General features: G+C 67.1%; 20 protein-coding genes. 13 read left to right on the top strand and 7 right to left on the bottom strand.

Annotated features, from left to right (window positions below):
- Window positions 1-67: 67 nt before the first annotated feature.
- Window positions 68-805, bottom strand: coding sequence for a pteridine reductase (locus ACJ7C5_RS14630; RefSeq protein ID WP_024957037.1), 738 nt, complete (start codon window positions 803-805; stop codon window positions 68-70).
- A 59-nt stretch (window positions 806-864) separates the two neighbouring features.
- On the opposite strand from ACJ7C5_RS14630, the gene ACJ7C5_RS14625 reads away from it, so the two are divergent.
- Together ACJ7C5_RS14625 and ACJ7C5_RS14620 are read left to right on the top strand one after the other, a co-directional pair.
- On the top strand, window positions 865-2,049 hold the full coding sequence (locus tag ACJ7C5_RS14625) for a class I SAM-dependent methyltransferase (protein WP_010480950.1): 1,185 nt from the start codon (window positions 865-867) through the stop codon (window positions 2,047-2,049).
- Window positions 2,046-2,438 carry a VanZ family protein gene (locus tag ACJ7C5_RS14620; protein WP_412704302.1) on the top strand — a complete coding sequence of 131 codons (393 nt, stop codon included), beginning with the start codon at window positions 2,046-2,048 and terminating at the stop codon, window positions 2,436-2,438. Before ACJ7C5_RS14625 ends, ACJ7C5_RS14620 begins: the two co-directional genes overlap by 4 nt.
- Window positions 2,439-2,543: 105 nt before the next feature.
- Here ACJ7C5_RS14620 and ACJ7C5_RS14615 read toward each other — a convergent pair whose 3' ends face one another.
- The 3 genes from ACJ7C5_RS14615 to ACJ7C5_RS14605 form a co-directional block, all read right to left on the bottom strand.
- A complete protein-coding gene (locus tag ACJ7C5_RS14615) occupies window positions 2,544-4,901 on the bottom strand; it encodes a beta-N-acetylhexosaminidase (RefSeq protein WP_412704301.1) in 2,358 nt (785 codons plus the stop codon).
- A gap of 111 nt (window positions 4,902-5,012) precedes the next feature.
- Window positions 5,013-7,721 carry a TonB-dependent receptor gene (locus ACJ7C5_RS14610; RefSeq protein ID WP_412704300.1) on the bottom strand — a complete coding sequence of 903 codons (2,709 nt, stop codon included), beginning with the start codon at window positions 7,719-7,721 and terminating at the stop codon, window positions 5,013-5,015.
- A gap of 143 nt (window positions 7,722-7,864) precedes the next feature.
- The gene (locus tag ACJ7C5_RS14605) at window positions 7,865-8,884 is read right to left on the bottom strand and encodes a glucokinase family protein (RefSeq protein WP_412704299.1); all 1,020 of its coding nucleotides are present in this window, start codon (window positions 8,882-8,884) and stop codon (window positions 7,865-7,867) included.
- Window positions 8,885-9,259: 375 nt separating this feature from the next.
- Here ACJ7C5_RS14605 and ACJ7C5_RS14600 point away from each other — a divergent pair, with 375 nt between their 5' ends.
- The 6 genes from ACJ7C5_RS14600 to ACJ7C5_RS14575 all read left to right on the top strand — a co-directional run bounded on the left by ACJ7C5_RS14600 (window position 9,260) and on the right by ACJ7C5_RS14575 (window position 18,230).
- The gene (locus ACJ7C5_RS14600) at window positions 9,260-10,549 is read left to right on the top strand and encodes a sugar MFS transporter (RefSeq protein WP_197585195.1); all 1,290 of its coding nucleotides are present in this window, start codon (window positions 9,260-9,262) and stop codon (window positions 10,547-10,549) included.
- 39 nt (window positions 10,550-10,588) lie between these two features.
- A complete protein-coding gene (locus ACJ7C5_RS14595; protein WP_006391719.1) occupies window positions 10,589-11,656 on the top strand; it encodes a LacI family DNA-binding transcriptional regulator in 1,068 nt (355 codons plus the stop codon).
- A 7-nt stretch (window positions 11,657-11,663) separates the two neighbouring features.
- On the top strand, window positions 11,664-12,692 hold the full coding sequence (locus ACJ7C5_RS14590; RefSeq protein ID WP_088027152.1) for an SIS domain-containing protein: 1,029 nt from the start codon (window positions 11,664-11,666) through the stop codon (window positions 12,690-12,692).
- Window positions 12,692-13,840, top strand: coding sequence for an N-acetylglucosamine-6-phosphate deacetylase (gene nagA, locus ACJ7C5_RS14585; RefSeq protein WP_412704298.1), 1,149 nt, complete (start codon window positions 12,692-12,694; stop codon window positions 13,838-13,840). Before ACJ7C5_RS14590 ends, nagA begins: the two co-directional genes overlap by 1 nt.
- On the top strand, window positions 13,840-14,907 hold the full coding sequence (locus tag ACJ7C5_RS14580; RefSeq protein ID WP_412704297.1) for an acyltransferase family protein: 1,068 nt from the start codon (window positions 13,840-13,842) through the stop codon (window positions 14,905-14,907). The genes nagA and ACJ7C5_RS14580 overlap by 1 nt, the downstream gene beginning before the upstream one ends.
- Window positions 14,908-15,203: 296 nt before the next feature.
- The gene (locus ACJ7C5_RS14575; RefSeq protein ID WP_412704296.1) at window positions 15,204-18,230 is read left to right on the top strand and encodes an autotransporter family protein; all 3,027 of its coding nucleotides are present in this window, start codon (window positions 15,204-15,206) and stop codon (window positions 18,228-18,230) included.
- Between the two features lie 105 nt (window positions 18,231-18,335).
- Here ACJ7C5_RS14575 and ACJ7C5_RS14570 read toward each other — a convergent pair whose 3' ends face one another.
- Window positions 18,336-18,767 carry a hypothetical protein gene (locus ACJ7C5_RS14570; RefSeq protein WP_412704295.1) on the bottom strand — a complete coding sequence of 144 codons (432 nt, stop codon included), beginning with the start codon at window positions 18,765-18,767 and terminating at the stop codon, window positions 18,336-18,338.
- Between the two features lie 414 nt (window positions 18,768-19,181).
- Between ACJ7C5_RS14570 and ACJ7C5_RS14565 the strand changes: the two genes are divergently transcribed.
- The 5 genes from ACJ7C5_RS14565 (at window position 19,182) to ACJ7C5_RS14545 (ending at window position 21,790) form a co-directional block, all read left to right on the top strand.
- Window positions 19,182-20,219: a S41 family peptidase gene (locus ACJ7C5_RS14565; protein ID WP_412704294.1), complete on the top strand. Its 1,038-nt coding sequence runs from the start codon at window positions 19,182-19,184 to the stop codon at window positions 20,217-20,219.
- Between the two features lie 3 nt (window positions 20,220-20,222).
- A complete protein-coding gene (locus tag ACJ7C5_RS14560; RefSeq protein ID WP_412704293.1) occupies window positions 20,223-20,561 on the top strand; it encodes a hypothetical protein in 339 nt (112 codons plus the stop codon).
- A gap of 49 nt (window positions 20,562-20,610) precedes the next feature.
- Window positions 20,611-20,913, top strand: a complete 303-nt coding sequence (locus ACJ7C5_RS14555; protein WP_412704292.1) for a type II toxin-antitoxin system HigB family toxin — start codon at window positions 20,611-20,613, stop codon at window positions 20,911-20,913.
- On the top strand, window positions 20,910-21,269 hold the full coding sequence (locus tag ACJ7C5_RS14550) for a helix-turn-helix domain-containing protein (RefSeq protein WP_094002431.1): 360 nt from the start codon (window positions 20,910-20,912) through the stop codon (window positions 21,267-21,269). The genes ACJ7C5_RS14555 and ACJ7C5_RS14550 overlap by 4 nt, the downstream gene beginning before the upstream one ends.
- Before the next feature lie 86 nt (window positions 21,270-21,355).
- Window positions 21,356-21,790, top strand: a complete 435-nt coding sequence (locus ACJ7C5_RS14545) for an SseB family protein (protein WP_005419309.1) — start codon at window positions 21,356-21,358, stop codon at window positions 21,788-21,790.
- Between the two features lie 79 nt (window positions 21,791-21,869).
- Here the strand turns inward: ACJ7C5_RS14545 and ACJ7C5_RS14540 are convergent, their stop codons facing one another.
- Window positions 21,870-23,090, bottom strand: coding sequence for a multifunctional CCA addition/repair protein (locus ACJ7C5_RS14540; RefSeq protein WP_412704291.1), 1,221 nt, complete (start codon window positions 23,088-23,090; stop codon window positions 21,870-21,872).
- Between the two features lie 203 nt (window positions 23,091-23,293).
- Window positions 23,294-23,530 carry a hypothetical protein gene (locus tag ACJ7C5_RS14535; RefSeq protein WP_008267778.1) on the bottom strand — a complete coding sequence of 79 codons (237 nt, stop codon included), beginning with the start codon at window positions 23,528-23,530 and terminating at the stop codon, window positions 23,294-23,296.
- Window positions 23,531-23,631 lie beyond the last annotated feature (101 nt).

Here is a 23,631-nt window from a genome sequence, read left to right as displayed (position 1 = left end):
TTGGTGGGGGGGGCCGCCCCCCCGGCCGCCCACCCCCGGGTCGCCCGGCCGGGGGCCCGGCAACGCCTCAACTGACCGTACGCCCACCATCCACACGCAGGGTATGGCCGGTGACGAAGCTGGCTTCGGCCACCAGCCAGTAGACCGCCTCGGCGATCTCCTCGACGGTGCCGATCCGTGCCAGCGGTGTACGCGCCAGCAGCGCCTCGCGGGCGAAATCGTCCTTGCCCTGTTCCGGCCACAGGATCGCGCCGGGCGCCACCGCATTGACCCGCACCTTCGGCGCCAGCTCCAGCGCCAGCGAGCGGGTGGCCATCTCCAGCGCGGCCTTGGCCATGGTGTATGCGATGTGGTCGCGCATCGGGTCGGTGCCGTGCAGGTCGGTCAGGTTGACGATGCAGCCCTGCTGGCGGCGCAGGTAGGGTGCCGCCGCCTGTGACAGCAGCAGCGGCGCGCGCGCGTTGACCGCGTACAACTCGTCCATTGCCTCGGCGGTGACCTGGCCAAGCGGGGTGGGGAAGAAGTTGGAGGCGTTGTTGACCAGCGCGTCCAGTCGCCCGAAGTGGGTAACGGCCTGTTCCACCAGGTCGGCCAGGGCGTCGGCGTCACGCAGGTCGGCCTGCAGGGCCAGCACGCTGCCCGGGCGCACGTTGTCGAAATCGAACGCGGCCTGCTGCAGCTCGGCACTGGAGGTGTTGGCGTGCAGCACCACCGACCAGCCGCAGGCGTGGAACTGGCGGGCGATGGCCGCACCGATCCGGCGCGCGCTGCCGGTGATCAGGACCACGGGGTGGGTGTCGCTCATCGAGGGTCCTCCAAGGCTCGGCTATCCTGTGCACCATTGTCACCGCATTCGAAGACGCCATGCAGCCCACCTTCCCCCTGCCCGAAGCCGATGCCCTGGCCCACAGCGACCAGCTGGCCGCCGCCCTGCGCGCCGAAATCCTTGCGCAGGGCGGGGCAATGCCGTTCTCCCGCTTCATGGAGCTGTGCCTGTACACCCCCGGCTGGGGCTATTACAGCGCCGGCGCCAGCAAATTCGGCGGCAGTGGCGACTTCACCACCGCGCCCGAGCTCGGCAGCCTGTTTGCCGGCAGCGTGGCCAATGCGCTGGCGCCGGTGTTCGCCCAGCTGGGTGCGCAGGCGCGGATGCTGGAACTGGGCGGTGGTACCGGCGCCTTCGCCGAAGCCGTGCTGCTGCGCCTGGCCGAGCTCGACGCACTGCCGTCGCGGTACGCCATCCTCGAACCCAGCGCCGACCTGCGCGAGCGCCAGCAGCAGCGCCTGCAGCAGAACCTGCCGGCCGAGCTGGCCGCGCGTGTGGACTGGGTCGACCGCCCGTTCGAAGAGGACTGGGAGGGCGTGGTGTTTGCCAACGAGGTGATCGACGCACTGCCGACGCCGCGCTTCCTGATCCGGGATGGCGAGGTCTATGAGGAGACCGTCGAGCTGGATGCCGAAGGCAACTTCATCCGAGGCGCGCAGCCGGCCGACATCCTGCTCAACGGCGCGGTGCGCCATATCGAGCGTTACCTGGAAAAGCCCTTCGCCGAAGGCTACCGCTCCGAAGTTCTGCCGCAGCTGCCGTACTGGCTGCAGGCGGTGGCCGGCGGCCTGCAGCGCGGCGCGATGCTGTTCGTCGATTACGGCTACAACCGCGGCGAGTTCTACCAGCACGACCGTGACGATGGCACCGTGCGTGCGTTCTACCGCCACCACGTGCACAACGACGTGCACCGCTGGCCGGGCCTGCAGGACATCACCGCGTCGGTGGATTTCACCGCGATGGCCGAGGCCGGCATGCACGGCGGTTTCGAGCTGGCCGGCTACTGCAGCCAGGCCAGTTTCCTGCTCGGCAACGGGCTGGACCAGGTGCTGCTGCTGGCCGAGGAACGCACCGACGAGGTCGGCCGCATCCAGCTGCGCGACCAGGTGAAGAAGCTGACCCTGCCGACCGAGATGGGCGAGCGCTTCCAGGCCATCGGCCTGCAGCGTGGTGTCGACTTCGAACCGGCCTTCGAGCTGGGCGACCTGAGCTGGCGTCTGTGAGCCACGCGTTGCCGGTGATCAAGCCGCTGCGTCGGCCGCGGTTGTGGACCGTACTGTGGGCGACGGCGGTGCTGCTGGTGATCGTGGTCTGCCTGATTCCGCCGCCGCCGATTCCGCTGCCGGAAAACAGCGACAAGGGCGAGCACTTTCTTGCTTACTTCATTCTGGCGGGCAGTGCGGTACAGCTGTTCCGGCGCGGACGTCCGCTGCTGTGGGTCGGTGTAGGCCTGGTGCTGATGGGTATCGGCATCGAGTTCGCGCAGGGCGCGCTGACCAGCAACCGCATCGCCGACCCGATGGATGCGCTGGCCAACACGATCGGCGTGCTGGCCGGCATGGCTACGGCACTGACCCCGCTGCGTGACCTGCTGCTGCGCTGGCGCGGGTAAAGGCGTGCCAACCAAGGTTGGCACCCACCCGTAGATCCACGCCATGCGTGGATGAGCTGCCCGAGGTGCCGACCAAGGTCGGCACCCACCAGGACAGACCTGCCGTCATTTCCCCAGCGTGACCTCATCCAGCACCCACATCGCCGGGCGCGTATCGCCGGTGAAGTTGATGCACAGGTCACCGGTGCCCTGTGTACCCTTCGGCAGCGCTGCACGCAGCGTCACGAAGCCATCGGCATCGGGCTTGGCCGGCAGGGGCACTTCGGCCAGCACCTTGCCGCTGCAGTCGCCGCGACGCACCTGCATCTCGCCGTGCGCACGCTTGGCCTTCTCGTAGCGACGCTTGGGTTCGTCATGGGCCAGCTGGAAGTAGTACGGAATACGGCCCGCGCGGACTTCCACGCTACCGATGTCGTCCAGCTGTGCCTGTGGCCAGCGCCAGCACGGCTGGAAGATGTCCACATTGAACACCGCACGCGTTCCCTCGCGCGGGCCATCGTCTTCCAGGCGCAGCACCAGCCCCTTCTTGCCTACGCAGCTGAGCAGTTCATCACTGCGGCGGCTGAGCAGCGATTGCGCAGTGAAGTCCGCGACCGTCGGCTTCGCAGCCAGCATCTGGCCCTGGTAGAACGCGGCGGCCTGCACGGTGGCGGGCAGTTGCGCCGTCAGCGGCTGCTGGTACAGCGGCGACTGCGCGGTCACCGGCTGGCCATCGGTGCTGTAACGCACTTCATAGCCCAGCGGATTGGCCAGCGACACGGTCACGGTGTTCTTCGCGCGATCATCGGTGTAGTCCACGCCCACTTCGAACGGGGTCTGCGCGTAGGCCAGGCCCCAGGCACGGTAGCGCTGCAGCTGCGCCGGCAGGCGTGCGAGGAAATCGCGGAAGTCGCGATGTTCCGGCGTGCTCCAGCCTGTCTCGGCCACGGCGGCCAGGCGCGGGAACAGGTTGTGCTGCAGGCGTGCATAGCTGCGCGTGTGTTCGGTGAACATGTTGGCCTGCAGGCCGAGGATGTGCCCGCGCTTGTCGGCGGCCAGTTCGGCCGGCACCGGCTCGAAGTTGTAGAGCTTGCCAAGGTTGACCTGGGTCGGGCGGCCGGGCGGTTCGTTCGGTGAGGCCGTCTGCAGGTAGTCCAGGTACAGGTAGCCGACCGGCGACATGATCACGTCATGCCCGGCGCTGGCCGCAGCGAGGCCACCTTCGGTGCCCTGCCACGACATCACCGTGGCCTGCGGCGGCAGGCCCCCTTCGAGGATTTCATCCCAGCCGATCAGGCGCCGGTCGTGTTCCTCCAGGAACGTCTCCAGGCGCTTGATGATATGGCTCTGCATGGCCATCTCATCCTTGATGCCCAGTGCACGCATGCGCTGCTGCACCTGCCTGGAGGCTTCCCACTGGTCCTTCACCGCCTCGTCGCCACCCACGTGCACGTACCTGGCCGGGAACAGTTCGATCACTTCCTCCAGCACGTTCTCGAGGAAGGTGACGGTGCTGTCTTCCACGTTGAACAGGTTCGGGAATACGCCCCATTCGCTGATCGGCTTCAGCGGGGTGTTGATCGAACCCAGTTCCGGGTACGCGGCAATCGCAGCGGTGGCATGGCCGGGCACGTCGATTTCAGGAATGACCTGGATATGCAGCGCAGCGGCATAGGCGATCACCTCGCGGATCTGCGCCTGCGTGTAGAAGCCGCAGTACGGGTGCTCCTGGCCGCTGACCGGATCGACGCCACCGTCGCCGGCCGGCAGGCGGCAGCTGCCCACTTCGGTCAGCTTCGGGTAGCGCTTGATCTCCATGCGCCAGCCCTGGTCATCGGTGAGGTGCCAATGGAAGGTATTGAGCTTGTGCGCAGCCATTGCGTCGAGCACACGCTTGATCTCGTCCAGGCTCTGGAAATGCCGTGCCGAGTCGAGCATGAAACCGCGCCAGCTGAAGCGCGGCGCATCCTGGATCTGCACCGCTGGCAGCACGCCGTTGCTGCCGCCGGTGGCGAGCTGGGCGAGCGTGGTCGCGCCATAGAACAGGCCGGTTTCGTTGCCGGCCTGCACCAGCACGCCCTGCGCGGTGCTTTCCAGCGTGTAGCCTTCGCCGCTGTCGCGGAAGGTCGGGACGATCTCAAACCGGATGCCGCCGCTCCTGGATGCGGCGTTGCCCTTGGCCAGTGCCAGTCGCGGGCCACCGCTGCGGGCCAGCAGATCGGAGAACTGGGTGGCGACCCGCTGTGCGGCCTCGCCTTCTGCGCGCAGCACGGTATCGGCGCGCACGGTGATGCCGCTGCCCTGGCCGGGCTGCACCGTGGCCGGGGCGGGAATCAGCATCAGGCTGCCGGCGCGCAGCTGCGGGCCGGGTGCTTCAGCGGTCGGCGTGGGATCGGCGGCGAGTGCCGGCAGTGCCGGCAACAGGGCGAGCAGGCTGCCCAGCAGCACTGCGCTGCGCATCCGGGCGCGGGAAGGCTTGACCATCGGGACGACTCCTTGGAACGGTGCGATGAACGCTATACATGAAAAACGCCGGGCCCGGAATGACCCAGGCCCGGCGTGCGTGCACGACTCGGCGATGTTGCCGCCGCTGGATCAGTACTTGAAGCGGAAGTTGAGGTAGTACTGGCGACCGTTGCTGTAGAACGAGGTCGGAATGGCCGCGGTCTGGTAGTACTTGTAGGTCGGGTTGTTGAGGTTCAGCGCATCGAAGCTGACGCTCAGCCAGTCGGTGGCCTTGTAGCTCAGCGACGCCGACAGGGTGCCGAAGTCATCCTGGTAATACGGGTTGGCACCGGACAGGCCGATCAGGAACGACGAGCGGCGGGTGTAGCTGAGGCGGGCACCGAAGGTGTCGTTCTCGAAGTAGGCACCCACGTTGTAGGTGTTCTTCGAGGTGCCCAGCAGGTTGTCGGTGCCGTCGGCCCAGGTGTGCGAGGTGCTGCCATCGGCGTAGGTGTAGTTGGCGTTGACGCCGAAGTACTCGCCGATCGGCTGCTCATACGCCACTTCGAAGCCGCGCACCTTGCCGTCGGCATTCTTCGGACGCGAGATGTTGTACTCCTCGAGGCGGTTGGTCAGCTCGCTGAACAGCATCTGCTTCTCGGTGCTGAAGGCCACATAGTCCTTCAGGCGCATCGAGTACGCACCCACCGACAGCATGCCGCGCGGCATGAAGTACCACTCCAGGTTGGCGTCGAAATTGGTCGACACCACCGGCTTCAGCTTCGGGTTGCCGCCGCCACCGGTGCGGTTCAGGTCCGAACCGTAGGAGGACGCGCCCAGTGCCGAGAAGTCCGGCAGGGTCTGGGTCTGCGAGGCTGCCAGGCGCAGCACCAGGTCGTCGCGCAGGTCGTACTTGAAGTTGGCGCTCGGCAGCACGCGGTTGTGCTTGTTCTCGAAGGCTTCGCGGGTCCAGGCACCGAACAGGCTCTTCACATCCGGCACGGTCGAGCCGATGGCGGCCGCGTAGGTGTCGATGTCCTGCTTGATGTTGACATAGCGCAGGCCGACGTTGCCGCTCCAGCGATCACCGCTGAAGTTGCCCTGCACGTAGGCGGCGAAGTTCTTCTCGGACACCTTCCACTCGGCGCCGTAGTTGTGGCGGCCGGTCGGGCCGTCATTGCCGGCCAGCCAGGTGGAGTTGTTGGTCACCGCATCCTTCAGTGCACCCGGGGTGAAGTACCACAGGTCGCGCGGGAAGCTGCCACCGATGCCGTTGGCGAAGCCGCCCGGGAAGTTGGCGGTCGCACCGTTCTTCAGCGCATCCCAGATCGCGCCCGGGGTTGCGCCTTCCGGCGACTTGGCCTCGCGCTTGTGGTCACCGAAGCGGGCACCGAAGTCGATCGAGTTCAGCACGCCGGCGTCGGCGAAGTACTGGTTGAAATCGAGGGTGGCCCACTTTTCCTTGTCGATCGCGGTGACCTGCTGGTTGCCCCAGGTGCCGAAGTCGGTCACGCCGCTCGGGCCGATGTTGCCACCGACGTTCCAGTCGATCGGCGAGCCGTTGCCGTGCGTCGCCCAGGTCGCACCACCACCGCGGGCAAGGTTGACCTCGGCGATGTACTGGCGCGGCGTTTCGCCGGTGCCCTTGGTGCTGCCGGCCTGGAACTTCATGCCCAGGCTGTCGTTGATCTGCCAGTCGGCGTCGAAGGTGATGTAGTTGGTCTTGGCCTTCGACTCGCGGTAGATCATGTCGTATACCGCGTAATCGCGGTCGGCCTGGCCGGCGAAGGTAGCGTTGGACAGCACGCCATCCTTGACGACGTAGCCCGGATTCGGCGCCTGGCCCGGAATCAGGACCTTGTTGCCGTTGGCGTCTTCAACCTCGCGGTCGTTGAGGATGCGGCCGCCCCACAGCATGAAATTGCGGTTGTAGTTGTTCGCCTTCAGTTCCGAGCTGAAGCCTTCCAGGCCCAGGGTCAGGTTGTCCATCGGCTTGAACTGCAGCGAGATCAGGCCGCCCTTGCGCTCGCGGGTCTGTTCGAACAGCGTCGAACCGAGCAGGCCCGGGGCATAGACGCCGGCCAGGTCCGGGTTGGACTTGGCAACGGTGCCGTTCGGGTCGATCTGGAAGAAGCCACCCGGAATTTCCTGTGCTTCGCGACGCAGCTCGCGCTTCTGGCTGAAGGCCTGCACCATCACGCCGAAGGTGTTCTCGTCGTTCTTGTAGTTGAACAGGGCCGACAGCTGCGGGTCATTCGATTTGGCCTGGTCCGAACGCACCATGCCGATCGAGCCTTCCGCGGTGAGCTGCTTGGAGAACTCCAGCGGCTTGCGGGTGAGGATGTTGACGGTACCGGTGGTGCCGCCGTCCTGCAGCTTGGCCTGCGAGGACTTGTTCACTTCCACCGAGCGCACCAGCTCCGACGGCAGCAGCGAGTAGCTGACGCTGCGGCCGACGTTGTTGCCCTGGCTGAGCACGAACCAGTCGGCCGAGCCGACGGTGTGGCCGTTGATCAGGGTCTGGGTCAGGCTCGGGCTGGTGCCGCGCAGGCTGACACGGTCGGCTTCGTCGAAGCCGCCTTCGTCGGCGCTGGACGAGCTGATGTTCACACCCGGCAGGCGCTGCAGGGTGTCGGCGACGTTGTGCGCGGGCAGCTTGCCCACGTCTTCGGCGGTGACCACTTCCACGCGCGCATTGGCTTCGCGCTTGGTGTCCAGCGATTTTTCCATCGAACCACGGATGCCGGTGACCTGCACGGTATCCAGGTCGGTGGCGGTCTGGGGGGCCTGCTGCGCGTGCGCACTGAAGGCGATGCAGCTGACGATGGCGGCCGAAAGCAGGGTCTTGCGGGTGTTCATGATGTCTCTCCTCATCACTCGATTGGATGCCGGCGGCGGTGTTCGATTACGGTTGCAAAGACATGCGCGGGGCGGCGGCGAAGTCCCGTGCGTTGGCGTGCCACGTACTGCGTGCTGCGATTGCGTTGAAGCCTGTTGCGGTGTCAGGCGGCCGACTGCTGCTGCAGGTACCAGCTGGCAGCGCCGACCACGCCCAGCTGGCCGTGCTCGACGACCTTCACCGGGATGCGTGCCAGCGCTTCGCCCATCGGTCCCTTCTGCAGGTAGCGTTCGACGAAAGTGCTGGCGTGCAGGTATTCACGGATCTGCGGCAGGATGCCGCCGGCCAGGTAGACGCCACCGTGGGCGCCGTAGAACAGCGCCATGTCGCCGATGGTGCTGCCGAGCAGGCCGCAGAACACATCCAGCGCCTGGCGCGCATGTGCATCGCTGTCGGCCATGGCAGCGGCGGTGACCGCATCGGGGCTGGCCAGCGTCGGTGCCTGCCCCTGCAGTGCACACACTGCGCGGTACAGGTTCATCAGGCCGGGGCCGGAGATCGCATGCTCGATCGACACGTGCGCGCGGTCGCGCTGCATGTGGCGGACGATGGCCATTTCCAGTTCGGTGCTGGCGGCCAGTGTCGGTTGCCCGGCTTCGGTCGGGAGTACCACCGGGCCGTGCGCGGTGGGGATCCACAGCGCGGCGCCGAGGCCGGTACCGGGGCCGACCACCAGGGTCGGGCCGCGGGCGGCGGTGTCCGGCCCGCACAGGTGCAGCACGCCGCTGGCGTCCACCTGCGCAGCGGCATAGGCCACGGCTTCGAAGTCGTTGACGATGTAGACCCGCTGCAGGCCGACGTCGGCTTCCACCTGGCGCGCCGACAGCGGCCACGGCAGGTTGGCGGTGATCACTGTGCCGTCCTCGCGGGCGTAGCCGGCGCTGGCGACCACGCAATGCGTGGGCCGCGGGCCTTCGCCAAGAAAGTCGGACAGGATCGCGCTGAGGCCGGCATGGTCGGCATTGCGGTACTTGCGGTACTCCAGCACCTGCACCGGGTGGGCGGCATCACCGCTGGCCTGGACCCGGGCCACGCGCACATGGGTGCCACCGACGTCGGCGGCCAGGAACGAGGGCGCGACTCGGGACAGGACATGGGCCGGGGCGGGGTGGCTGGCGGTCACGCGGGCTCCTGCTGCAGGTGGGCCGGCCCCGGGATCGGGGGCGGCGATTGGGGCGGAGTCTGTAACCCCGCTGACAACGATGTCAACGAGTTCGTGACACTTTCGTTGCTGCAACGCAACGAATGCGACATGCAGTAAACGTTTACATGGCGTGAGTGCGAGTTTCACGTTGGAACCGTTGCTGCACATAGGCCAAGGCCTCCGGCGCATTCAGCACGATGTGTTGCGATCGGGTTGCGCAGTGCAGCACGAGGTTGACAGGGCTGCGCGTGGAAGTTGACAAACCGCGGCTGTCCATCGAAAGAATGTGACAACGTTGTTCCCAGCCACTCTCCGACGCCGCGTTCTGCGGCCGTCGCCGCAGGAGCCCTCCTGATGTCCGCCGTCCCCGCTGCAAGCGCGCGCCCGAACGTGGCCACCTCCATCGCCATCGTTGGCGTGTTGTTCTTCCTGATCGGCTTCTTCACCTGGCTCAACGGCCCGCTGATCACCTTCGTCAAGTTGGCCTTCGAACTCAGCGAGGTCGGCGCCTTCCTGGTGCTGATGGTGTTCTACCTGTCCTATTTCTTCCTGGCCCTGCCGGCGTCGTGGATCCTGCGCCGCACCGGCATGAAGAAGGGCCTGAGCCTGAGCCTGCTGGTGATGGCCGGTGGTGCCGCGTTGTTCGGCGAGTTCGCCACCCAGCGCTGGTATCCCGGTGCGCTCGGCGGCCTGTTCGTGATCGGCAGCGGCCTGGCCCTGCTGCAGACCGCGATCAACCCGTACATCTCCATCCTCGGCCCGATCGAGACAGCCGCGCGGCGCATCGCGCTGATGGGCATCTGCAACAAGATCGCCGGCATGTTGGCGCCGGTGTTGATCGGCACCGTGGTGCTGCATGGCATCGGTGACCTGTCGGCCACGGTGGCCGCCGCCGATGAAGCCACCAAGGCGCAGTTGTTGAACGAATTCGCCGCCAAGATCCATGCACCGTACCTGGCCATGGCCGGCCTGCTGGTGCTGCTGGCGGTGGCCGTGCTGTTCTCGCCGCTGCCGGAAATCAAGTCGTCCGAAGCCAACGCCACGCCGGTGGCTGCCGGTGCCGCCGAGCGCCGCAGCATCTTCCAGTTCCCGCACCTGTGGCTGGGCGTGCTGTGCCTGTTCGTCTACGTGGGCGTTGAGGTGATGGCCGGTGATGCGATCGGTACCTACGGCCATGGTTTCGACCTGCCGCTGGACCAGACCAAGATGTTCACCTCGCTCACCCTGGGCGCGATGCTGGTCGGCTACGTGGTCGGCCTGCTGCTGATCCCCAAGGTGGTTTCGCAGTCGCGCTACCTGACCATTTCGGCGGTGCTGGGCGTGGTGTTCTGCCTGGGTGCCTGGGCCACCCACGGCTACGTGTCGGTGGCCTTCGTAGCCCTGCTGGGCTTCGCCAATGCCATGATGTGGCCGGCGATCTTCCCGCTGGCGATCCGCGGCCTGGGCCGCTTCACCGAGACCGGCTCGGCCCTGCTGGTGATGGGCATCGCCGGCGGCGCGATCATTCCGCAGCTGTTCGCCGTGCTCAAGCAGCACATCGACTTCCAGCTGGTGTTCGTACTGCTGATGGTGCCGTGCTACCTGTACATCCTGTTCTACTCGGTGGTCGGCCACCGCGCCGGCCTGCCGCAGGACAAGGCCTGATCGGCGATGATGGACGGCAGCCAACCCCAGGGAAAACCCATGCGCAGAGCGACCATCAAGGACGTTGCGGAGAAGGCCAAGGTCTCGCTGAAGACGGTCTCGCGGGTGATCAACAACGAGCCCTCGGTGATGCAGGCCACCCGTGCGCGGGTGCTGCGTGCCATCGCTGAACTCGATTACGAGCCCGATCCGTCGGCGCGTAACCTGCGCAGCGGCACCACCTTCGTGATCGGGCTGGTCTACGACAACCCGAACCCGTACCACATCATCGGTGTGCAGAACGGCGTGCTCGCTGCCTGCCGCGAGACCGGCTTCGGCCTGCAGATCCATCCCTGCGATTCCAGCTCGCCGCTGCTGGCTGATGAACTGGCCGACTGGGTGCAGCGTTCGCGCCTGGCCGGGCTGGTGCTGACCGCGCCGATGTCCGAGCGCCGCGACCTGATCCAGGCGTTGACCGCGCGCGGCATCAAGCTGGTGCGCATCATCGCCGCCACCGAAGACCCGGCCGACGGCGCCTGCGTGTTCGTGGACGACCGTGAGGCCGCCTATGAGATCACCGAGCACCTGATCCAGCTGGGTCACCAGCGCATCGGCTTCCTCTGGGGCGGCATCTCGCACCGTTCCTCGGGCGAGCGCTACGCCGGTTACGAAGCCGCGCTGAAGGACTACGGCATGACCGTGGACAAGCACCTCGTGGTGCAGGGCGACTACACCTTCGACGATGGTTTCCGTGGCGCGCGCCGCCTGCTGGCGCTGCGCGAGCCGCCCACCGCCATCTTCGGTTCCAACGACGAAATCGCCGCCGGTGTGCTGGCCGCCGCGAAGTCGGCCGGCATGAACGTGCCGTACGACCTGTCCATCGCCGGTTTCGAGGACAGCCCGTTCTCGCGCCAGTCGTGGCCGCCGCTGACCACCGCCAAGCAGGCCACCGAAGACATCGCCCGCCATGCCGCGCGCCTGCTGATCGCGCAGCTGCGCAGCGACGCCTATGACGATGCGCCCGCGCCGCTGCACAACCAGGGCTTCGTGCCGCAGCTGGTGGTGCGCGGTTCGACCGCGCCGATGCGCCCGGCCGGCGCACGCCCCCTTCCTTCCGATCCTGCCTGAGCCTGCCATGTCGCTGTCAGACCCCACGTCCACCCTGATGTTCGCCGAGGCCGCGGAAGCGGCCGACGTGGTCGCGCGCCAGTTCTCGCGCAACCATGCCACCATGGAAACCCTGGCCGCCAGCCTGCGCGCCGCGCCGCCGCCGTTCGTGGTCACCTGCGCACGCGGCAGCTCCGACCATGCCGCCACCTATGGCAAGTACCTGCTGGAAACACAGCTGGGCCTGGTGGTGGCCTCGGCCTCGCCGTCGGTGGGGTCGGTCTATGCCGCACCGCTGCAGCTTCGCGGTGCACTGTTCATCGTCATTTCGCAGTCGGGCAAGAGCCCGGACCTGCTGCGCAACGCCGAGGCCGCCAAGGCGGCCGGCGCGCGCGTGATCGCGCTGGTCAATGTCGAGGATTCGCCGTTGGCGCAGCTGGCCGATACGGTCATTCCGCTGCATGCCGGTGCCGAAAAGAGCGTGGCGGCGACCAAGAGTTACCTGGCGTCGCTGGCCGCACTGCTGCAGCTGGCCGCGTACTGGAAGCAGGACAGCAGCCTGCGCGCCGCGCTGGATCTGCTGCCGGATGCGATGCGCGAGGCCTGGCAGTGCGACTGGACGCCGGTGACCGAGGGCCTGGTCGAGGCGACCAATCTGTTCGTGCTGGGGCGCGGCCTGGGGCTCGGCGCAGCGCAGGAAGCCGCGCTGAAATTCAAGGAAACCTGCAGCCTGCATGCCGAGGCCTACAGCTCGGCCGAGGTCAAGCACGGCCCGATGGCGCTGGTCGATCGCGGCTTCCCGGTGCTGGCCTTTGCCCAGCCCGACGAAACCGGCGCCGGCACTCGTGCGGTGGTCGAAGAATTTACTTCGCGTGGCGCGCAGGTGTGGATGGCCGGTGCCGGTGGCAACCTGCCGGTGGCCGCCGCGCCGCACCCGCTGTGCGCACCGCTGCTGACCGTGCAGAGTTTCTACCGCGCGATCAACGCGCTGGCGCTGCGCCGTGGCTTCAACCCGGACCTGCCGCCGCACCTGAACAAGGTTACGGAGACGGTGTGATGGCAACGGTGCTGCGCAATGCCCGCATCCTCGCCGGCGATGAATTCCGCGACGATCTGGCGGTGGTGATCGAGGACGGTCGCATCAGCGCGCTGCTGCCTGATGCTGCGCCGCAGCTCGGCCAAGCTGCCGAGCAGGTGGACCTGGGCGGTGGCTGGCTGCTGCCCGGTTTCATCGATGTGCAGGTCAACGGTGGCGGCGGTGCGCTGTTCAACAACACGCCGGACGTGGCGGCACTGCGCACCATCGCGCAGGCGCACCGTCGTTTCGGTACCACCGCGATGCTGCCAACGCTGATCAGTGATGATGTGGGCGTGATGCGCGAGGCCATCGGTGCGCTGCGCGAGGCAATCGCACAGGGGGTGCCGGGCGTGATCGGCATCCATCTGGAAGGCCCGTACATCGCGCCGGCGCGCAAGGGCACGCACGATGCCAGCAAGTTCCGCGTGCCCGACGAAGCAGAAATCGCACTGGCCGCATCGCTGGACAACGGTGTGACCCTGCTGACGCTGGCACCGGAACGCGTGCCGCTGGAAACCATTCGTGCGTTGGTCGAGCGCGGTGTGATTGTTGCCGCTGGGCACACCGCAGGTACCTACGAAGAGATCCGTGCCGGCCTGGATGCCGGCGTGCGTGGCTTCACCCACCTGTACAACGCGATGTCGCCGCTGCAGGGCCGTGAGCCCGGCGCGGTAGGCGCAGCGTTGGAAGACCGCGACAGCTGGATCGGCATCATTGTCGATGGCGTGCACGTGCACCCGGCCAGCCTGCGCGTGGCGCTGGCGGCCAAGCCGCGCGGCCGTCTGCTGCTGGTGACCGATGCGATGCCGCCGGTGGGTGCCGATGATCCCAGCTACGTGCTGTATGGCGAAACCATCACCGCCATCGATGGCGTGGTGCGCAATGCTGCCGGTTCGCTGGCCGGTTCGGCGCTGGACATGGCCACCGCCGTGCGCAACACCGTGCAGCTGCTCGGCCAGCCGCTGGCCGAAGCGGCGCGGATGGCCTCGACCTATCCGGCACAGTTCCTCAATGTCGACGACCGCTTGGGCCATATCGCCGAGGGTTACCAGGCCGACCTGGTCCTGCTGGATGACGCCCTGCAGGTGCGTGGCACCTGGATTGCCGGACAATACGAGGCCGCCTGATGAACAGTACGCCGCCGCGCCGTCTGGGCTCGATCGATGCCCTGCGCGGCATCACCGTGGCGGCAATGCTGCTGGTCAACAACCCGGGTGACTGGAGCGCGGTGTTCGCACCGCTGCGCCATTCGGAATGGCATGGCTGCACACCGACCGACCTGGTGTTCCCGTTCTTCCTGTTCCTGGTCGGCGTGTCGATGGCCTTCAGCGTGGCACCGCGTGCGCGGGATGCTGCGGCGCGACCGGCATTGGTGCGCGGCGTACTGGAGCGCGCGCTGCGCATCCTGGTGGCCGGTGCGCTGCTGCACCTGCTGATCTGGTGGGCGCTGCATACCCATCACTTCCGCATCTGGGGCGTACTGCAACGGATCGCGGTGTGCGCAGCTTTGGTAGGTGTACTGGCGGTGTATGCGCGGCCGCGCGTGCAGGCCGGCGTGCTGGTTACGCTGCTGGTGGGCTATACCGTGCTGCTGCTGGGCATCGGTGATCTGGCGCCATGGACCAACCCGGCCAGCCGCCTGGATACCACGCTGTTCGCGCCATGGATCTACCAATGGCACGCCGATACCGGGCTGGGCCATGACCCGGAAGGATTACTGAGCACGCTGGGTGCGCTGGCCAGTACCGTGCTCGGTCTGTTGGCCGGAGGCCTGCTGCGCAGCGGACGTACTGCGGCGCTGGCGGGACTGGGTACGGTGACTGCCGTGCTGGGTCTGTTGCTGGCCGTGGTGCTGCCGTTGAACAAGCAGCTGTGGACGCCCAGCTACGTGCTGTGGACCGGCGGCCTGGCGGCGCTGGCGCTGTGGCTGGGCCACGTGTTGATCGACCAGAAGGGCTGGCCGGCGCTGGGCCGGCGCTTCGGGGTCAACGCGATCACCGCGTACCTGGGTGCATCGGTGATGTCGGTGGTACTGATGGCGACCGGCGCCTGGGGCTGGATCTGGCACCAGCTGGCCACCGCGATGCCGCAGGCGCTCGAGCTGGCATCGATGCTGCAGGCGCTGGCGTTCGTCGCGCTGTGGTGGGGCGTGGCATGGTGGCTGGACCGGCGGAAGATCTATCTGAAGATCTGACCCCCGGCGGCGCGCCACATCCACGCATGGCGTGGATCTACCGGGCGAGAGGTGAACGCGATGCAGGCGGAATGATCAGTAGATCCACGCCATGCGTGGATGCTCTCCGCGTAGCGTGCGATCGCCTTGATGAACGGTTTCAGCCACGTAGAGGCGAGGTGATGCTCGATCAAGTTCGCATCTGAACTGTGATGGCTGGCGCGCAATTTCACCTGTCGGAACCGTTCACCACACGGCAGACTGCCTGCGCAGTACCGCATATCCGCAGTTCCTGATCCCCTGTCCAGGAGTGCTGTATGTCCCGTGCCGTCCCGCGCGCAGTGCGCATGCGCCGCCTCACTGTTTCCGTACTGCAGGCCCTGGCTGTCCCGTCCATCATGCTGCTGGGTGCCAGCGCCGCCTGGGCGGGCTGTGACAATGCCACCCCGACCGCAGGCCAGACGGTCACCTGCGATGCCAACGCGCCGAATCCGCAGACCCTTCCCGTCACCGCCACTGGTGCGGCCGGTATCACCGTCAATGTTGCCAGCACGGCACAACTGCAGCAGAGCGGTGGTGGCAGTGCGATTTCGCTGGTCGGGGCCGGCGGGCACCTGCTGTCCAACCTCGGCACGATCAGTTCGGTGGGGGGCGTGGCGGTCCAGCTTGGCGGTGGCAGCCGCGTCGAAAATGCCGGCAGCATCAGCACCGGCAACAACACCGCGCTGCAGTTCGTTGGCGCTGGTGACAGCGTGCTGGTCAACAGCGGAACGATCAGCGGGCGCACCGGCGTGCAGTTCGGTGCCGGCAACGATCGCCTCGAGATGCAGGCCGGCAGCATCACCGGCGGTGTCCTGCAGGGCGACGGCAACGACGTGCTGCTGCTGAGCAATGGCACCATCGACAGCGTCGACCAGGGCACTGGTGATGATCAGATGACGGTCAACGGTGGCACCGTCACTGGCCTGGTGGCGCAGGGCAGCGGCCGCGACGATTTCGTCATGAGTGGCGGAACGATCGGCGCGCTGCAGCAGGGCGACAACATCGATACCTTCCGCATGAGCGGCGGTCGCATCGTCGGCGCGTTCGAGGATGGCGACCAGGCCTGGATGACCGGTGGCCGCATCGGCCGGGTCAACATGAAGCTGGACAAGAACCTGTGGGACCAGTCCGGCGGCACGGTGGACGGCAACGTGGTGACCGGCTTCGACACCGACACCATCATCATCTCGGGTACGGCCTACATCGGCGGCAACATCAGCGTCAGCGGCGGCAATGACAGCGTGACCATCACCGACGGCACCGTACGTGGCCAGGTGCTGCTCAGTACCGGCAACGACACCTTCAACTGGAACGGCGGCGGCATCGTCTACGGCGCGATCGACATGGGCCCGGACAACGATGTGGCCAACCTCAGCAACCTCAACCAGGGCAACCTCGGCGCGGTACCGTTGTTCGATGGTGGCAGTGGCATCGACCAGCTCAACCTCAGCAACGTCAAGACCGCAGGCGTGGGGCGCTTCCAGAACTGGGAAGCGATCAGCCTGGCCAACAGCACCGAGCTGAGCTTCGACGGCGATCTGGTGCTGGGCGACAGTGCCAGCGGCACCGGTTCACTCACCGTGGATGACACCAGTACGGTCTATGCAGGCAGTGGCGGTCATGCCATCCGTCCGTTCAACAGTGGTGCACTGGTGGAGATGGTCAATGCAGGACGCATCGACCTGACCGGTAGCGGCGCCGGGGATGTGTTCACTGTCCGCGGCAACTATCGCGGTGACGGCGGTGGTCTGTACCTGCGCACCGTGCTGGGTGCGGACAATTCCACCAGCGACCGACTGGTGATCGATGGCGGCACCGCAACCGGCACCACCGGCATCGGCGTGCTCAATGCCGGCGGCAGCGGCGCCGCCACGCTGGCCGATGGCATCCTGGTGGTGCAGGCCTTGAATGGTGGCCGCACCGCGCCGGGCGCGTTTTCGCTGTTCGCACCGGTCGCGGCCGGTGCCTACGAGTACTTCCTGTTCAAGGGCGGTGTCAGTGCCGGTACCGGCGAGAACTGGTACCTGCGTTCGACGCTGGTGGCCGGGCCGACGCCAGCACCCAACGGCGGCGGCACCGCCACACCACCACCACTGACACCGCCGGTGGCACCACCGCCGCCGATCACCCCGGCGCCGCCGCCGCCGCCCGAAGGCGCCACCGATCCGGACCTGACTGCGGGCGAGACCGCGCCGCCACCGCCGCCACCGGAACCCGCCCCGGTGGCGCCGCCCAGCGACCCGGCCGTGCCGGACGTCCCGGTGGCCGGCGGTGCATTGCCCGGTACTGGCGCGCCGCCGACACCGGGTGCGCGTCCCGCCGAGGGCGCGGTGGTGCCGCTGTACCGCGTGGAGACTGCGACCTATGCGGTGTTGCCTCCGTTGCTGCGTGAGGCTTCGCTGGCCAGCCTGGGTACTTTCCACGAGCGCCAGGGCGAGCAGCGCCTGCTGTACAGCCAGGGCGCATTCCGTACCGCCTGGGGCCGTCTGGTGGGGCAGAGCAGCGAGATCCACTGGAAGGGCGATGCGCAGCCGGGCTTCGATGGCGATGTGATGGGCCTGCAGGCCGGTCTGGATGTGTGGGCCGCAGCGTCTGACAATCATCGCAACCAGATCGGTGTATTCGTCGGCCGCACCCGCGCGCAGGGCAAGACCACTGGTCTGGCTCTGGGGTGGGAAAACGTGCAGGTCGGCCAGAACCGTCTGGATGACAAGCACGTGGGCCTGTACTGGACGTTCACCGACAGCAGCGGCGGCTATATCGATGCGGTGGCGATGCAGAGCCGTTACGACGGCCGCGTGCGTTCCTCGCGTGGGCTCGGCTTCGGCCTGAGTGGTGACGGTACCAGCGCGTCGGTGGAAGCCGGAAAGCCGCTGCTGCACTTCGGGCAATCCGCATGGTGGCTGGAGCCGCAGGTGCAGGTGATCTGGCAGCGCACCTCGCTAGATGATCGTCGCGACGAGGTGTCGAGCGTGCGCTTCGACAACGACAATGCCTGGACCGGCCGCATCGGCCTGCGCCTGGCCGGCGACTACCAGCTGGCCGACAACGGCTGGCAGCCGTACTTCAAGCTCAACTACTGGCATGGCCGTTCCGGCGAGGATCGCATCCGCTTCGACGACGACGTGATCGTCAATTCGCAGCGTTCGCGTGCACTGGAAGCCGGCGTAGGTGTGGTCGGGCGCTTCAACCGCACCATCAGCGCCTACGCTGTGGCCGACTACACGCGCGAATTGGGTGGCGACCGCAACGAGAAGCGCCGCATCATCGAAGGCAACATCGGCCTGCGCGCGGATTGGTGACAAGCGCAGGCCTGGGTAGGTGCCGACCTTGGTCGGCACAGATCCAACGGCGCGATGAACGAGATCTGGTAGGTGTCGACCTTGGTCGACACAAATCCATCACCGTCACGACCCCGCGCATGCACCCGGCGCCACCAACCCACCCGCATGTTCGGCCAGCACCACCACCGCATGCAGCAACCCTTCCTCCACCTGCGGCGGGCACTGCGCCGCCGCATCGTCCATCTCGCGTGCCGACTGTGCGGCCAGCAACACCCCCCCACACGCAGACAACGCCGCCAGACAGCGCGTGGCCTCGGCCAGTTCCCGACCGCGCGCCTCGCTGAGTTGCCGCTCGCGCCACGGCTGCCCATCGGCCGCTTGGTTGTGCGCAATACCACGCAACCGCGCGAAGAATGCCGATGGCGGCGCCTGTTCGTGGACTTCGGCGAGCGCATCTTCCAACGCTTCGGCGGCGGTAGTGGACAGCTGCAGGCCGGGCAATGCTGCGCCGAGCAGTGCCTGCAGGCGTGGATAGGTGGGGTAGGGCGTGTTCATGGCGGCAACCTCACAGGGCAAGGCCACCTGCGGGGTGCAAGGTGGCGGGCGGTGCGGGTTGGCGTGCCGGTGAAGCTCTTCACGAGGAATGACGCCGGCGGATCCGGGGATCCCCACGCACCGCCCGCCGCAGAACGACGGACGGTGCATTGTTCGGGCCAGCAACGACGTTGCAAGCCCGCTCGTGAAAAGCTTCATTCAGGACGCCAATCCCGGCCAGCGCAGGAAGCGCCGACGGGACCACCTTGGCGCGTTGTACGCCGCGATGACATGGGCAAAGTTGCAATGTTGCGATCGCAGTGAGCGTGTCTGCCTGCAATCTGCGGAGCAGGCAAATACGACAGTTCGCGCATGGCGAAAGCGATCATGCCCCGGTTATGCTGCGGGCCTGACTCAACGACAAGGAAACGTCGCATGCAGGTTCGCAAGGGAGTGCGCCGCATCGGCGCGCTGATGCTCGCAATGCTGGCGACCAACGCCATGGCCAATTCCCCGACTGCGGTCGAGGTGCCTTCTGCGCAGGCTCAAGCGGAGATCCTCAACCTGCTTGAACGGCAGGCGCTGTATCGCGACCGGGTGGACTGGCCCGCCACCCGCGTACGCCTGCAATCGGCGCAGGGCGAACCCGCGCAACGGCTGGCCGTTCTGCGCGAAGCCATTGCGCTCAGCACCGGCCACCATGGTGCGTGGACCACGACCCAGCGTCAGCGCGAATCCCTTGCGCGTGCCCAACGGGCCGGCGCCGCCGCCGTGGACCGGGCCAAGGCCGCTGATGCAGTGGATGCGCGTATCGGCTGGGTGGTCATCGAGGGCTATGCTTCCACGCCCGGCGCGACGCCGCAGGAAAAATTCCGTCAGGACGTCCAGCGTGCCGCGCGCTGGCAGCAGGTCATCCGCAGCAAGGACGACGGCGCGCGCTGTGGCTGGATCGTCGACCTGCGGGACAACGGCGGTGGCGCCATGTGGCCGATGCTGCTGGGCATGGCCCCGCTGCTGCGCACCTCGGTGGTGAACAACGAGGACGTGGGCTCGTTCGAAACCGCGCACGGGCCGCAGCGCTGGACGTTGACGGCGACCGCTGTGCAGCTGGCAGGCAAGCCATTGCTGGATTTCGGCCAGTCCGGTTATGTGCTGCGGCAGCCTGGCGCGCCGGTGGCGGTGCTGTTCGGGCCCCGCACCGGCAGTTCGGGCGAGGCCTCGGTGCTGGCGTGGCGTGGCCGCCCGCAGGCGCGAAGTTTCGGCCAGCCGACCGCAGGTGTCTCCACCGGCAATGTCGTGCACACGCTTGCCGATGGCAGTCGCCTGCTGCTGACCACCAGCGTGATGCACGACCGCAATGATCGTGGCGACGGGTTGAAGATCGAGCCTGACCAGCGCGTCGAGGGGGAGGTCGCCACCGTGGCCGCGGCCCAAGCCTGGCTGCTGGCCCAGCCCGCCTGCCAGGGCCACTGAGCCATGATCCTGATCGGCCAACAGGAAAGGGTGGTGATCGTCGGCCCCACCGAAGCGCATCACTGCCTGCGCTGCCAGACGGAAACCGAGTTCGCCCCGCAGCTGCGCTACACGATGGCGCGCATCGATCTGCTGTTCGGCTTCACCTACCAGCGCCGCTACGAGCTGGCCTGCACCCGCTGCGAGCACGGTTGGCTGCTGGATACCGACACCATGGACCAGCAGCTGGGCGGGGTGCCGATCCCGTGGCGGCATCGCTTCGGCCTGCCGCTGATGCTGGTGGTGGTGGTCGGTCTGGCCGCGCTGGGCTGGCTGTGGCGGCATGGATACATCGGCCGCTGATGAAGGTGAAACTGTTGCTTATATCCCATTTTGGGACTAGGATGTGTCAATGAAAGTGGTTGCTTTGGCGACGCTGAAACGATTCTGGGAACGCCACCCTGATTCGGAAGCAGCGCTGAGGTCCTGGTACGACGAAGTCAGGCACGCCGTATGGGACACGCCGCACGATGTACGCCAACGTTATGCAAGCGCCAGTTTCGTGGCGAACAGTCGAGTGGTGTTCAACATAAAGGGCAGCAGCTACCGGCTTATCGTCGCTGTGGGTTACAGGTTTCAAGTGGTCTACATCAAGTTCGTTGGCACCCACGCCGAGTACGACCGGATCGACGCCGACACTGTGGAGCTTCTATGAACATCCAGCCCATCCGTACGGAAATCGACTACGAAAACGCTCTGCGCGAGATTTCGGCCTATGTGGACAACGAGCCGGAGCCGGGGAGCGAGGATGGCGATCGATTCGAAATTCTCGTAACGCTGGTTGAAGCCTACGAAGCGAAGCACTACCCGATCGAACCGCCAGATCCCATCGATGCAATCCGCTTCCGCATGGAGCAGGGCGGTCTGACCGTGAAGGATCTGGTGCCGTCCATCGGCCAGCTCAACCGTGTCTACGAGGTGTTGAATCGCAAGCGCGGTCTGACTCTGGAAATGATCCGGAAGCTTCACCGCAACCTGGGCATTCCCGCGGAAAGTCTCATCGGCCGCTGAAGCCCCGCGTGTCCCTGCCGATGCGCTGCCGTGCCTCACCCCCGGCCTGCTAAAGTCTGCCCTGCAATCACGTACCGGAACCGACCATGGACCACGACACCCCGTTCGAACCCCTCAACGACCTCGAGGTACGCCTGCTGCAGGCCCAGGACGGCACGCTGACCGCAGCGCAGTTCCTCGATGGCCTGCTGACCTCGACGGCGTTCGTGCTGCTGGACAAGGCCATTGGCGAAGACGGCGCCTGGGACGAGAGCATCTCGCCGCTGGTGCTGACCAGCGAGAGCGGCGAGCCGATGTTCGCTGTGTTCACCGCCCCCGAGCGCGCTGGCCTGTGGCACGAGCAGCTGCCGCAGTTTGCCCATGCCATGCCGATCGCGGTGCACGCGCTGCTGGCCGGTATCGGCGACGGCGTCGGCCTGGTGCTGAACCCGGGCCTGGACGTGGGCATGGAGATGATTCCCGATGCCGTGGCCCAGTTGAAGCAGCGTGCGGCGGCGATTACCCGCGGCATGGCGCACTGATCCAGGGATTGTCTGGGTGCCGGCCAGCGGCCGGCACTACCCATAGCAGTGCGCGCGCGGCCGGTACGGCCGCTGCGGATCAGCGGGCGGCGGCGATGGCTTTCACCCGCGCCTTGGCCAGTGCTTCACCGATGGCCGGGCCCTTCAGATGGGTGGTATCCAGATCGCGTGCCTGCACTGACAGCGCCGCCCGGTGCAGGCGCTTCAGCGTTTCGCCCTGCGGATAGTCGGCATCCTCGAAACCGAGCCGGCCGCGCTTGTCGGCCTCGCAGCACAGCGCGATGCGCGCCACGCGTTCCGGCCGGCGCAATGCATCGCAGCGGCCCAGCAGTTCCAGCACGGTGGCATCGCGCAGTTCGTCGATGCGGTGCACGTTCAAGTGCTCGCGGCAGACCGCTTCGGCCAGTTGCTGGTGCTCGGTGGGAATCTTCAACCGCGCGCACAATGCCTTCAGCGGTTTGATGCCGCGCTGCTCGTGCATGATGTGGCGTGGCCATTCCTCCGGCGGGGTCAGGCCCTTGCCGAGGTCGTGGGTGAGCGCAGCGAAGCCGACCAGGTCATCACCCGGTGCCAGTTTCGCGGCCATGTCGCTGACCATTTCCTGGTGGATGCCGGTGTCGACTTCCGGATGGAATTCGGCACGCTGCGGCACGCCATACAGCGCTTCCAGCTCGGGCAGGATCGGGCCCAGCGCCTGCGCATCGTGCAGCGTGCGCAGGAAGGCGGAGGGCCGTTCACTGACCAGCGCCTTGCGCAGTTCCTGCCAGACGCGTTCCGGCACCAGCGCATCCAGCTCGCCACTGGCGGCGACCTCGCGCATCAGCGCCATGGTCTCTTCGGCGACGGTGAAGCCCAGTGGCGCGAAGCGCGCCATGAAGCGCGCCGCGCGCAGCACGCGCAGCGGGTCTTCCACGAACGCAGGGCCGACGTGGCGCAGCACGCGCTGCTCAAGATCGCGAACGCCACCGTAAGGATCGACCAGCGTGCCGGTCTCCTCATCGCAGGCGATCGCGTTGATGGTGAAGTCGCGGCGCTGCAGGTCCTCTTCCAGCGTCACCGCCGGATCGGCATCGACCACGAAGCCGCGATAGCCATGGCCGGATTTGCGCTCGGTGCGCGCCAGCGCGTATTCCTCGCCGGTCTTCGGGTGCAGGAACACCGGGAAATCACGGCCGACCGCGGTGTAGCCCTGCGCCTCCATCTGCGCGGGCGTGGCCCCGACCACCACCCAGTCACGGTCGCCGGCAGGGCGCTGCAGCAGGCGGTCGCGTACGGCGCCGCCGACAAGATAGATCTTCATGGGGGGATGATCGCATGCCCGGCGCAGATGCACTGGTAGTGGCGGGGGCGGGGCGGCCCCCCCCCCCCCCCCCCCCCCACCCCCCCCCCCCCCCCCCCCACCCCCCCCCCCGCGCTTATGCATTGGTGGGGCGGGCCGGGGGCGGCCAACCGCAGTCACCCCGAAGCTGCCGGCCAGCGGCCGGCACTACCGACGCAGAGGCATCACGGCAAACCGCGCCACTCCGGTACGAACAGGCCGGCCAGGAACCACAGCCCGTAGACGATCCACAGGCAGAGGAAGTACAGCTTGATCTGCGCTTCGTCCCACAGGCTGCCCCAGCTGTCGACGAAGGCCAGCGACTTCCAGCCTTCCATCCAGGCCGCGCCACCCCAGCGCAGCACCCAGGTGGCGAACAGGCTCCAGGCGGCGAACATCCCGATCCAGGCCAGCAGGCTCATCGCTTTCCCCTCCCCGGGAAATGGATGCCGGGTAGTGCCGGGCGCGGGGCCGCCCCCCACGGGTAAAGGCCCCAACCCCGCCCCGGCCCGCACCCCCCCCA

Source organism: Nocardiopsis yanglingensis (genome assembly GCF_045809185.1).
Taxonomy (GTDB): Bacteria; Pseudomonadota; Gammaproteobacteria; order Xanthomonadales; family Xanthomonadaceae; genus Stenotrophomonas; species Stenotrophomonas yanglingensis.
Note: the sequence above shows the minus strand (reverse complement) of the source record. Positions and strands in the feature narration are given on the sequence as shown.